The 12,213-nt window shown below is 42.6% G+C and carries 8 protein-coding genes; 5 read left to right on the top strand and 3 right to left on the bottom strand.

Annotated elements, in window-relative coordinates; translation table 11 throughout:
- Window positions 1-404: 404 nt before the first annotated feature.
- Together LXL81_RS05650 and LXL81_RS05645 are read right to left on the bottom strand one after the other, a co-directional pair.
- Entirely contained in the window at window positions 405-1,715 is a 1,311-nt protein-coding gene (locus LXL81_RS05650) for a hypothetical protein (protein ID WP_234645738.1), read from the bottom strand.
- 56 nt (window positions 1,716-1,771) lie between these two features.
- Window positions 1,772-4,099, bottom strand: coding sequence for a TonB-dependent receptor (locus tag LXL81_RS05645; RefSeq protein WP_234645737.1), 2,328 nt, complete (start codon window positions 4,097-4,099; stop codon window positions 1,772-1,774).
- 84 nt (window positions 4,100-4,183) lie between these two features.
- Here LXL81_RS05645 and LXL81_RS05640 point away from each other — a divergent pair, with 84 nt between their 5' ends.
- The 3 genes from LXL81_RS05640 to LXL81_RS05630 are packed head-to-tail and all read left to right on the top strand — an operon-like array spanning window position 4,184 to window position 6,384.
- On the top strand, window positions 4,184-4,495 hold the full coding sequence (locus LXL81_RS05640; protein ID WP_234645736.1) for a hypothetical protein: 312 nt from the start codon (window positions 4,184-4,186) through the stop codon (window positions 4,493-4,495).
- Complete coding sequence (locus LXL81_RS05635) at window positions 4,485-4,766, top strand: hypothetical protein (protein ID WP_234645735.1); 282 nt, start codon at window positions 4,485-4,487, stop codon at window positions 4,764-4,766. Before LXL81_RS05640 ends, LXL81_RS05635 begins: the two co-directional genes overlap by 11 nt.
- 1 nt (window position 4,767) lies before the next feature.
- Window positions 4,768-6,384 (top strand): PepSY domain-containing protein, encoded by a 1,617-nt coding sequence (locus LXL81_RS05630; protein WP_234645734.1) that lies wholly within the window; start codon window positions 4,768-4,770, stop codon window positions 6,382-6,384.
- Between the two features lie 1,084 nt (window positions 6,385-7,468).
- On the opposite strand, the gene LXL81_RS05625 is transcribed toward LXL81_RS05630, so the two are convergent.
- Window positions 7,469-9,847, bottom strand: a complete 2,379-nt coding sequence (locus LXL81_RS05625) for an ABC transporter permease (RefSeq protein WP_234645733.1) — start codon at window positions 9,845-9,847, stop codon at window positions 7,469-7,471.
- 303 nt (window positions 9,848-10,150) lie between these two features.
- Between LXL81_RS05625 and LXL81_RS05620 the strand changes: the two genes are divergently transcribed.
- Both LXL81_RS05620 and LXL81_RS05615 read left to right on the top strand, forming a co-directional pair.
- The gene (locus tag LXL81_RS05620; protein ID WP_234645732.1) at window positions 10,151-10,690 is read left to right on the top strand and encodes a helix-turn-helix domain-containing protein; all 540 of its coding nucleotides are present in this window, start codon (window positions 10,151-10,153) and stop codon (window positions 10,688-10,690) included.
- Between the two features lie 100 nt (window positions 10,691-10,790).
- Window positions 10,791-12,020 carry a retroviral-like aspartic protease family protein gene (locus LXL81_RS05615; protein ID WP_234645731.1) on the top strand — a complete coding sequence of 410 codons (1,230 nt, stop codon included), beginning with the start codon at window positions 10,791-10,793 and terminating at the stop codon, window positions 12,018-12,020.
- Window positions 12,021-12,213 lie beyond the last annotated feature (193 nt).

Raw genomic sequence — 12,213 nt, 5'->3', positions numbered from 1 at the left:
ACAGCCTGTTACTATGCTAACAATCACAAAGTACTTCTTTTTAGATATAGATCACAGTTTTTGCGCTCATTGTATGGTGCAACAGCCGGTCGTGCAAGGTTCTGCCTTCAAGTCTTTGTCAAAAAAGACTAGCGCATAATGATTTGATAGGCTGTTTAAAGGAAAACAAATGCTTTTTCAGTCCAGGTAAATCGATCTTTAACCGCAGTGGTTGTTTGGCATCCAATAGCACTTTCGCAGGTTTTTGTTTTTGAATCCTGACAAATCTTGCAAATGACCCACCGAACCGATAATTTAAAATCACTACACACCGGTAGCAGCTTACTTTTATGAGCCAATCAAGCAGCATTAAGCGGGGACCGGCCCAAATGATCCGGCCAGTCCTTCTAGCAGTATGTCCGCTGTTACTTAGATAGCTTTACCAGATCTGTCACTATTCCGCCTGCGGAAACATTTACCATTTTCTCAGACTTGCCCGTCGCAGGATCATGTTTGTAGAATCCATTCAGATTCATACTGGGATTGTATATCGGAAGAAAAAACTTGCCATCGTATCTATGTGTGCTTGGATAACTATAAGCTGCCGTCAATGGTAAATCCTCAATGACTGCCGCAGTCTGTGCATTCAAATCCAGCTTCACCCAGCGCTGGACGGGACTATAAAATGCAAGATTAGAAAGTTCGGCATATTCTGCCGCAGTAATAGAATTAACTGCCAATTTACCGATCAGCTCCAATAATCTGGCAGGGTACGATTCTGCTGAAATGCAGGCGTAAGCGATTCCATTGGCATCATAGGTAGTCCCTAAAAGCAGCTGAAACGAAGAATTTTGCTGACCTACCGCATTGATCGGGTTAAAAGCGTAAGTTGAATCAAAGTCGGTTTTACCAGCAGGAATCTTTAAGATCTGAGGCCGGGATCTTTTGGCTGCATTTGCCCCAAGTTGTCCGTCGAGCCCATACTGACCTTGCGTAGTAATGTAAACGTTACCCGCTTCGTCTACAACGCTATGTTCCAAACCTCGTGAAACCGGATAGGTAGCCTGTTTAAAAACGGCTGTTTTCTCCCATTTTCTTGTCGTCATATCGATTACCTCAACGTATACATCAGGTGCGTCATAAAACTGTCCGGTTTTGCTGCTGTTTGTTAAAAGCGAGGCAAATAACTTGTTATCGTTAGGACGGTAGGATAAATGAGCATAAACATTACCTTCATTCTCAGGAAAATTCTTAGCTTTTGTCATGTCAATCTGACCTAGGTTTTCCATGGTAGAAGGGTTAAACAAGAACAATGACCTATTGCCACTGGTCGCGTAGGCACCCAGGTTTTCATTGATGATCAGCACAGCCTGCAAATAATCAAGCAATGGAATGCTGGCTACTTCCACCACAGCCCCTGAGGATTTTAAAATAGCCTGCTTGGATAATTTGTTGTCTCCATCCAGCGATATTCCATAAATAAAATTCTGGTAAGATGTCCTGGCCATTAAGGTGCTGTAAGCGGTATTTTTGGTCAGATCCACCTCACCGGAAGGTTGCTGCGAAAAAAAGCCTGCATAATAACTATAGCCCGCAGTGGACTGCGAAATACTGGATAGTAAAAAGCCTTCCTGCTGATAAAGTGATTCGGGTTCAGCACCGGATTTATTGTCGCTGCTGCATGAGAATAGTGTGGATGCAAAAAGAATGGATAGTAAAAAATTGTTTTTTTTCATTTTGGATTGGATTTTGTTAAAGAGTTATGGGGGTTACTACCGGCACGGGCATGTTACTAAAAGTTTGAAAGCTCGTAGATCAGTTTAACATTGAAATTTGTCCCCGCACGTGGCACCATATAGTTATCAAAAAGCTTGGCATTCAAAACATTAATCACATTTAGCGAAGCCGTCAGACCTTGTTTAGAGAACTTATAGGAGAAACCCGCATCGAGCCGGTGTTGAACGGGCACGTAGGCCTCAGGCGTATTTTTGATACTGTTTCCTTTGCCAACAGTGATGTGGTTAAACGGGGCGATATAGTTGTAAAATAGGTAAGCCCGGAAACGATCATCAGCACTCAGTAATCCCGGCTTTTGCCAGGATAACTCAGCGTTGCCATAAAACCTGGGATTATTGGGAAAGTCGGTACCAACCAGAAACTGGCTTTCTGGCAGCCTCATTTTAGTGAAAGTTTTGCTCAGTAAAGTCAAGTTCGTTTTCAGGTTGAATGCATCTTTATAACTTAGCGTTAAATCACCCTCCACACCCAGCGTCCGTACCTGATCTGCATTATCGTATCTTCTGATCACACCATTTCCTATGAAGATAATATCATGCTGGCTTCTGTAAAAACCGTTGACGCTTGTAAAAATGTTAAGATTCTTGCTGATGGGCCTGCTGATCACTGCACCAACATTTAGGTTATCACTGCTTTCTGGCAGAAGATCTGTGTTGCGGACGATATCTGCCCCGTTGCCAACAAACTGCGCAAACTGCGGTATCAGGTAACCTTTTTCAAAAGATGCTCTGGTGAAAATACCGCTGGCAATATCATATTTGAGCGCTGAATTCCAACCCCAGATGCCATCCTTCTTTTTAACGAGCTCAAATGTATTATTTTCGGCTCCATCCAAAATGTAGTCGTACCTTTTAATGGCCGCCGAAAAGCTTAACCTGTTTAAAAATAGACCATCATACTGTGCCCCTGCCACATTTTTGGTTAGGTACTGAGCGATGCGCAGGTAATCATCGGCCGGATCTTCTTCCAGATGATTGATGCCCGTCAGTTTTTGTTTTGCGTATAGATTTGAAAAAAGTAGCTTGTGATTAGCATGAAGGTTTACAGTAAGACTGCTGCGGTTGATCCAGCTATGAATGTACGTATCCGAATTTGCCTGGTAGTACTCACCTGCCGCCCCTCTTCTTCCAATTATTTTACCACTCCAGCTATATACATTTTTGGTCGTGTCAACATAATTCAAGGTTTGACGACTGTAATTTGCAGCTGCTGAAAACAATGCTCGCTGTTTCCAGAATGACTTTTCGTATTTTAAAACTGCGGTCATGTTTTCGGCCTTATACTTGGCCTCACCGAATGCAGTCCCGGTTACTCTGGCCCCGTTTTGCAGCTCCTTACTTCCGCCGGATAGGTTCATCGACAGTCTCAGCTCGTCAGCCCAGGGCTTACTGTGGGTGCCAATGCTAATGCCGCCAAAAAACATTTTATATTGGTCATGGAAGCGCTTAATACGCTCAGTGCGATTTCCGTCTTCAAATATTTTTGCATCCATCCGGTAACTGTTGTCTGAATAATTGACAGCGCCGGTCAAATTGATAAAGTAGTTTTTTTTATTGGCCAGCCCCAAAGCAAAATCACCCAAGTGCGTATTGTAAGAGCCAACATTGTAAGATGCTCGAAGCGAATTATAAGTTTTCTGCTCAGTCACCAGATTAATCCCCCCGCCCAGCGCATCAGTTCCCACATCGACCGGTAAGACACCCTTATAGACATCGATTCGCTTGAGATTCCCAATAGGCAAAGTAGAAATATCAAAGTTGGGATAAATAAATTCCATCGGCAGACCATCAATATAAACCCGGACTGCATTTCCACGAAGACCATTAATGGAGATATCCGAGGGATCTCCCAGTGAACTCGAACGCCGGATACGAACACCTGGCAGCCGGTCAATGATATCGGTGATCAGCACATTCTGGCTCACCACATTTTTAATCTCCACACTGCTGATGGTAATCGGCTTGGTTTGCTGAATGTGGCTTTGTTTTTCAGTTTTCACCAGGACCTCATCAAGCTCTTTGATACTGCTTATCAGCACACAGTTTTCAACCCTGTTACCGCTGGTGATTTTAATGTCTTTTTCAAAAGTTTTAAAACCCACGTGGCTAATGGTGAGCTTGTAATCACCTGGTGCAATGTTTAAAAGCCGGAAAACGCCATCCGCATCTGAGATTGTTTCGTATTTGGTATCCTTTAAAGATATTGATACAAAAGGCAAAACAACGTCTTGTTCACTCCTGACAGTACCTGTCAAGGAAAAACCCTGGCCATAAGTATTGACTTGACAAATCAGAACCAGTAAAATAAGGAGAGATATTCTCATAGCAGATCATTTAATATTTTGCCAAATGTAATTGTTTATTTGTATTTAGTATAAATAATATTAATATTTGTGAAAAATAATCTTATGCCCCAACTCTATCTGATCATGCTGGGAATGTACTTGTTTTACTGCAAGTCAAAATATTTCCCGGACTTTCTGTTTCGCCCTGCGGTAGGCCGCCTCAGGCTCATAGGACTACTCTTTACGGTAGCCGGATCGATCTTATGCGTGCGCATCGGTGGCTGGGCCGGCGGGCTTTTGACCGCCTTGGCCGCCAGTATGCTGGCCATGGGTATGATCCAGCTTTTTGCCGTACTAGGAAAAAAGTATTTCTATGGTATGGCCCTAATCGTGCATGTTTTATTACTGATAGAACTTATCTACGATGCCGGCTAAAAAGCAATACCTTACAACACCCGGCCAGCGGGCGCTAAAAATCACCGCAGGAATTTTTGGCGGTTATTTTTTGGCTGTTGCCCTTCACATGCTTTTGGCGGTAATACTTCCATTCCGAATGGCAATTATTCTTACCGGCGCATTTTCGGTCTTTTTACTGTGGACATTACTGATGATTACTGCCTTTCTGATGCGCAGCGGCTGGTGGGTTTGGGCCACCTATCTTCTTTCGGTTATTTTTTGCGCAGCAGCAATCTATTTTCTCAAATAATATGAAATTAAAAGGTTTATCACCCGGGCTGTACAACATTACCTTCAATATCCATACTGTCTCAGGTATTGTGATCAGTTTTGCGCTGTACATTATATTTTTCGCTGGTGCCTTTACACTTTTTAAAGATGAGTTTTACCAATGGGAAAATCCGTCAGCGCGGCAAAAAGTGCCTGGCCGGGTTGACTATGATCAAGTGCTCACCAGCATCAAAAAGTCCGAAGCTGCATTTGACCTCTCAGAAGATATTACCATTGTGACTGAATCTGCACAAAGACCTCTGGTTAAGATTTATGGGCATCTGATTAGACCGAAAGGCAAACCTGAGCAGCATTACAATGTGATTTATTCTGCTGCCACCGGTGAATTTCTCAAAGACGAAAAAACTACGGTTGGTGAGACCCTATACCGGCTGCATTTTTTCGACCAGATACCGTTTTTAGGCAGGTATCTTTCAGGCTTTGTAGCTCTCTTTTTTGCTTTCGCGGTAATTACCGGCCTGATGATCCATTGGCAAAATATGCTCAGTAAGTTTCACGGCTTTTCAATGAAGGGGTCACTGAAAAATCTGTGGACAAATGCGCACACCGTTTTTGGGTTTTTGAGCCTGCCCTTCCAGCTGATGTATGCAATTACCGGAGCCTACTATATGCTTTCATTTCTGGTTTTGCTTCCTGTGGTCGTTATATTTTACGGGGGTGATCAGCAAAAAGCAATCGATGATATCTACCCCGAACGCGCGGTAAAAGTGAGCGAAAATTCACCATGGACCTCCAAAAATTTAGGTATAACCGGCCTTCTTGAAAAGGTTAAAAGTCAAAATCCGGACCTTGACTTGCCGTACCTGCAGATCAAACATTATGACAGGCAAGATGGTATCGTTTCGGCTTCTTTGGAAAACAGCAAAACTTTTGCAGGTAATGGTTCAGTGGCAATCAGCCTAAAGGACGGAAAATTGATCTCCAATAGATTACCAGGCACAAAAACGTACACTGAATCTGTGTTGTTTGGGATCTCAAGACTGCACTTTGCAACTTTCGCAGGAACTGCATTGAAAATAATCTATTTTTTATTAGCCCTGTTTACCTGCTTTGTCATTATAAGCGGGGTGCTGCTTTGGAAAGAGGCTAGAAATAAAAAAGGGTACACTGACCAACAAAAGCGGTTTCATCATAGGGTCACCCTGTGCTATCTGGCGATTTCCTTCAGCCTTTTCCCCGCAACAGCCATTCTGTTCAGCGCTGAACTTCTTATACAAAATATTGAGAACCACGTTTTTCTGGTAAGGACTGTGTTTTTTGTATCGTGGCTGGCGCTATCTACGGCGGGCTTTATGCTAAAAACAGAATATGAAATAATCTGGTTTTACCTGCTTATTGGAGGATTATTTTCGATCCTTGTCCCGCTAGCCAATGGATTTGTAACCGGGGACTGGATTGTTACTGCATGGCTTAAAGGGCTTCATTACACAGCGCTGACTGATGTATTTTGGGCTGCGACTGGCATAATCACCTTAATACTTGCTGGCTCTGTTGGCCGCCGCGCCAATTGGGCACCTGTCAATATTGATGACAGCAAGGAATCATCCCACGAAATTAACAAATATATAGCACCTTGAAAGCGGTAAGCATTTGCAGTTAATATTTCATAATTTACTTCATCCAAAAGAGCTCATTTCATTTACTTAACTCAATATGCTACGAATGTCTGCGAGATACTTGACAGGTGTTTTTAAAATATTACTAAACAGCATCCAAATCAACAAATGAAAAGTCAATGTCTACCTTAACGTATAACACATTTTTTACAGCCCTAGTCGGTTTCAACTTGTGTGCAAGAAGGTTGCAATTCCAACCCACTGTTCAAAATATCTTTGTTAAAACACCGCAAAACAATGATAGATTCACAATGAAAGAGATCAGCAAAGCTCTCAGAGAACAGTTTGCCGCAAGACTATAACTCTCAATCGTTCTACACATGAGTCCTTGATGGTAACCTCTTATGTAAAAAAGGGCAGTTGTCGTGCAGTTTAGCAGCCATATTAGTAGATAGCGAAAGTAACTGCCTAAAATAAACAATAGTCCCAGCAGAACTTTGTAACAGCCTATAAGAAAAAACCACAAGTTATCCACATTCGTTTCTGAATCGCGCCGTTCAGATTCGGACGTTTTCTTGCCAATCTATGACCGTATAATAGATTTATGATGCTGGTACGATTGTTCTCCTACCCGATTGACATGCTTGATCCATTGCTTCAAATGAGAAAATATCGATTTCTGCTTATTGTCTCTTTGTTGTTTTTGAATGGCAATACGTTTTATCACAGACTAGCAATCCGGACCTTGATAAATTCAAAGATTACAAAGTCGCCAGGGTTATTGCAACATCCTGTCTGTTTGTGCAGAAACATATCGTGAACCTTCTTGCTGATACTTTGAAGTAATCCGAAATAAGCTGTCTTTTCTTTTATGGTAATGGTCAACTTATCACCGACGTAAATCGCGATCAGGAGCTCTCCCTGCAATCCTTACCGCAAGGCAGGTTCCGGTCGTTAGGGTAGTAAATCTGCTGTTGAGTTAATACCTTACTGCTATTTTGAAATAATGTCTGATCTTCATATTTATTAAAACGAGCCAACTAAATACCGTTCGTTGTGTGATTTTGAACAGTTTTTTTATGCTTACCCAGCCAGGCCTAAGCAGCTAGTTTGTTGCCCTTAAAGTTTCCGCAGGGTTGGTTAACGCAGTCCGGTAGGCCTGAACGCCAATTGTAAAAATACCGATGAGTGATAAACTACCAATACAGGCAAGAAAAACATTTGGCCCAATTGCCGTGTGATATGTGAAAATCTTTAGAAATAGCAAGCCAAGACCATACCCTATCGGCACGGCAATCACAGACGCAATTAAGATGAGTTTAACAAAGCCGGTAGATAGCAAAGCCATAATCTGTACAACGCTTGCACCCATCACCTTTCTCACCCCAACTTCCTTAGTTCTTTTTTCCGTAGTGTAAGTAACCATTCCAAGCAAACCCATCGCTGCTATTACAAAAACGATGATAACAATGACTCCCGTAAATCGTTGATCACCGCCTTCGGCGTAGTCCTCGTATAATTGCTGTTCATACCAGGAGTAAACGAAAGACTCATGGGGATGAAATCTTTTCCAAATAGCGGATAAAGAAGCGACGATCTTATCTTTTGATGCCCCCTCGGTAATTTTCAATGATAAAACCTTAATTTCTCTTGGATCAAACGCAAGTACAAGCGGGGCCACGGGCAATTCGTACCTCATAAAACAAAAGTCCTTAATTACACCTGATACCTGGACGTCCGTTTCATTCAGCCTGATCAACTGGCCAATTGCATCTGCTGAATTTTTGAATCCAAGGATTTTGACCGCTCTTTCATTGATTACAGCAAAGTGTACCGTCGAATCTGCAGACACGGCTGGAAGATTATATCCGGCAATGAATTTCAATTTCATATTTTCAATAAAGTTTGCATCCACCGCATAAATGTAGGTGTCCTGCGCCGCGTCTTGCAGATCCTTGGAGCCAATTCTCGAAATCTTGGCTTTCCCTGAGCTCTCATTAAGCGTGGCAGAAGTCACTCCCACCCTTTCCACCTCAGCTTGTTTGGTCATTTCATTGACAAGGAGCTGGTAATCTTTTGAGGAAAGAGGGATATTAAGAATATTTTTTCTGTTAAAATTCTCATTGTCTGTGGCCATGTATTCAAACTGACTGTTAGAAATACCGGTAAAAGTCATAAACACCAGCGCGACCACAAACTGGATCACCACCAGTGACTTCCTAAAACTGACTTTCCCTATTCCGGAAGGGCCTAAATCACCTTTCAATATTTGCGCAGGCTTATAGGCAGACAATATCCGGGCTGGCAAAATGCCTGCAATAATTCCGGTAAATAAAGTAAAAACCAGAAATGCTGCCCATAGAAGGCCGTTATGCTGAACCTCCCAGTTCAACCAACGGACATTTACATAAGATTTCATGAAAAGCAGACCTAGGTAACCCACAAATAGGGCAAAGAAAGCTATCAACGTCGTTTCTATCAAAAACTGTAAAATGAGCTGCCAGCGCTTTGCACCAGCAACCTTGCGAACGCCTACCTCACGCCCGCGGCTCAGGGATCTTGTTAGGGTTAAGTTGACGTAGTTGAAGCCTGCAAGCAGAATAATGATCAGCGGAATTAATAGGCTGACTCCTATTTTCCAGATCGGCTCTACATATGGATTGTTTATCAGATTGTTCCAGTCTGGTGAAATTTCACTCAATAGCTGACTTTTGTACGCATGACTTTTCAGATCTTTAAAATTTACATTTTTGTTGTTATCACGCGCAATTTCTGCTAAGGCGCGGTCCAGCGCCTCAGGCTTGCTCCCTTTCGTCAAAAGCACGAATGTATAAGTATTGTAATCGAGCCAGTTGTCTGTTTTAACGCTTTTATTCAGCTGGGCAAAACTGGCCATCGAAATCACCATGTCTGATTTAAGATGGGTAGTGTACGGTTTCAGCGAAGAGAAAACACCCGTTATCCTGAAATTGCCCAGCTCCTGATTTGTCAACACTTTACCGATCGGACTAGCATTACCAAAGAATCTTTCTGCGGTTTCCTTCGTCAAAACAATTGTCCCCGGCTCAATACAAGGCTTACCACTTTCAAGTTTGAAACCGAAAATGTCAAAATAGGCAGGATCGACATACATACCGCTCACGTCGAGGGTCTTCACACCGTTGTTCAATTTGCTCTCGAAATTACGGACGACGCGGGCCGACTTTTCAATCACACTTTGGTTATCTGCGAGCTTTTCACCCAATGGCATCGGGCTGGACGCCATCGAATATAACTTACCGTCTTTTCCTGTTGCTTCCGTGATGATGCGGTAGGTGCGGTCCGCGAAGGGATGAAAAGAGTCTTTTTCGAAACTGCTTTGGACCTGCATCAGTTGCAGAAAACAAAATGCCATAGCAAGGCCAAGTCCTAAAATGTTAATCAAAGAAAACAATTTGTGTTTCCAAAGGTTACGGAAGGCGATTTTGACGTAGTTTTTAAACATATTTTGTCCCAAATCCTGGTTGTATAACTGTAAGCAAAAAAACTATACCAAGTTACAATACGTACTCAATATCAGCACGTTAACGAGAATTTTAAATAAATTTTGTTCATAATCGAACATTGTTGTCCAATTTCAAAATCATTATTTACCATTCCGCAGGAAATTAGCGTATGGAAAGTCTTAGACTAACTAACAAAACTATGTAGAAGTGTTATGTAGCATGAAAGTGTGAACTTTAAAAAACCAAAGAAAAAAGAAAACTTTTATCTTTGCCTGTTGCGCAAATACGTACCGTTTGACAAAATGGCCAATATACTACTGCTTAGAGAAAAACTAAATCTGACTCAGGACGAACTATCCGAAAAATCCGGCGTATCAGTCAGAACGATCCAGCGTATCGAGGCAGGTCAGGTTCCTTCGGGATATACCCTCAAAGCCCTAGCAAAATCGCTCGGTGTCAGCGAATCCGAATTGCGGGATACCCCGGAAAATCTAGGCAGCAAGCACCTGAGATGGACCAAAATTATTAACCTTTCTTCCCTTCTCTTTGTAATGCTTCCCCCGCTTAATCTTTTTGTGCCGTTAATCATCATACTTGCAAAAAAGCAGGATAGCCCGGCTAACCGGCAGCTGGTCTCTATACAAATCATATGGACGCTTATAGGCATCCTTTTGTTGATGCTCATACTGATGCTCAATGACTGGTACGGCGTGCAGAGCAAACAAACGATGCTTATCGCCCTGGCCTGGCCGATCGGAAACACAATCCATATTTTGACGAATGCCATTAAGATCAGCAACGGAGAGTTATCACACATTTACCCTCGTATCCGCATATTTTAAGCACAGACGACTTTTTGGCGGGATATTGGCGCCTGATTGGCGGGCGATAGATTTAGGTCTTATTTGAAAACGCCCTTCCTTTGTTTAAACATCAGCCGATATGAACAACAACATCACCCGTAAAAAAAAAGCCTGCGTCATACGACAGGCCATCTTTGCATTTTCCGTGCTCATCGCTTTGTGCGCGCATACTGCCATTGCGCAGAAGACAGAAACGGTCATCAAAGCATCAAACCAAAAAGCAACAATTGACGACGGTGAAAATGTCCACATGGACTGGAAACTGGATCCTCAGTCGAACCCCGACATTTATTATGTAAATGTCCCATTTAAAAAAAGCACAGTGCGTTTCAAAACAGACCAGGATCAGCTCATTTTCCATACCAAGCCCGGAAAAACCTATACGTTTATAGTCCTTCTGAATGAAAAAGACAGCTGTAGAGTACGAATTGTATCCGGGCTACCCGCCGAACTTCCGGCTATGACAGCCCCTGACAAATACCTCACGAGCATCCCCTTCGAAATGATTGGCTCAAAGGTTTTCCTAAAGGGTCTGATCAATGGAAAGGAAGTAAAGATTCAATTCGACTTAGGCGCGGGCACCAGCGTAGTAAACAGAAATTCTTCTGAAAAACTAGCACTGGAATTCTCTGCTCATACCATTGTTAGCAACACAGAAGGAGTCAATAAGGAAAGGACAAGTACGGGCAACCTGCTAAACATTGGCAGCATAAGTTGGAGCAGTGTTCCGCTTACTGAGGTTGGAAATATGAAGGCCTACGAAGACCTGATTATAGGAAACAGCTTCTTCAGAAACCATATCATAGAGATAGACTATGACAACAAGCAATTTATCATACACAAAAAATTGCCCGACAAAATAGCAGGGTATACCAAGCTCCCTATATTCTACGAGCAAAACCGGCCAAAGTTTAGGGCAAAAATAACGCACAACGAAAAAAATTACAGCTTTTGGTTTCTATTCGACACTGGTAGGGACGGAAGCATGCTGCTGGGAGAGGATTTCACCTCAAAAGACGATAATTGGAAGCAGCTTCTGCCGCTTACGATCATCAACGGACGAAAAATCGTGCGCCTTGACGCCACCATAGCCGGCGTCTGCTTCAAGGATATCGTAACCAATGCCGCTGACCCGGAAAAACCCGGGGGCAGGCCTAGCCTTTTTGGAAACCAGATCCTGAGTCACTTCAACCTGATTCTCGACAATGTCAACGGCTTTATCTACTTAAAGACAAACCGCCGCACCAAAGAGCCATATTCAAACTATGATGACTACCTTAAAGAGATGGAAAAAATAAAGAAGAAATGATTGTACGATGATAGACACTCGTAAGTAAACAGTGAAAGAAAGCAGAAGGGCGATCCGAATGGTTCATAACTCCGCCTGTATCGGGAAGTAAAATCCCATTAGCCGAAAAGCATTTTATCAAAATAAAATACCGGATCTTACCTTTTAAATTACCAGAAAAGATGATTCAGTTCAGCAGCTGAAGCCTCCTAAC

The sequence above is a fragment of the Dyadobacter sp. CY356 genome (assembly GCF_021440195.1).
GTDB lineage: Bacteria > Bacteroidota > Bacteroidia > Cytophagales > Spirosomataceae > Dyadobacter.
This window is presented reverse-complemented; position numbering and strand designations above follow the sequence as displayed.

Bases quoted from the DNA above. Each gene is read 5' to 3' on its own strand.
- LXL81_RS05620 (WP_234645732.1), top strand. From the start codon at position 10,151: ATGGCCAATATACTACTGCTTAGAGAAAAACTAAATCTGACTCAGGAC.
- LXL81_RS05640 (WP_234645736.1), top strand. From the start codon at position 4,184: ATGCCCCAACTCTATCTGATCATGCTGGGAATGTACTTGTTTTACTGC.
- LXL81_RS05650 (WP_234645738.1), bottom strand. From the start codon at position 1,715: ATGAAAAAAAACAATTTTTTACTATCCATTCTTTTTGCATCCACACTA.
- LXL81_RS05630 (WP_234645734.1), top strand. From the start codon at position 4,768: ATGAAATTAAAAGGTTTATCACCCGGGCTGTACAACATTACCTTCAAT.
- LXL81_RS05645 (WP_234645737.1), bottom strand. From the start codon at position 4,099: ATGAGAATATCTCTCCTTATTTTACTGGTTCTGATTTGTCAAGTCAAT.
- LXL81_RS05615 (WP_234645731.1), top strand. From the start codon at position 10,791: ATGAACAACAACATCACCCGTAAAAAAAAAGCCTGCGTCATACGACAG.
- LXL81_RS05635 (WP_234645735.1), top strand. From the start codon at position 4,485: ATGCCGGCTAAAAAGCAATACCTTACAACACCCGGCCAGCGGGCGCTA.
- LXL81_RS05625 (WP_234645733.1), bottom strand. From the start codon at position 9,847: ATGTTTAAAAACTACGTCAAAATCGCCTTCCGTAACCTTTGGAAACAC.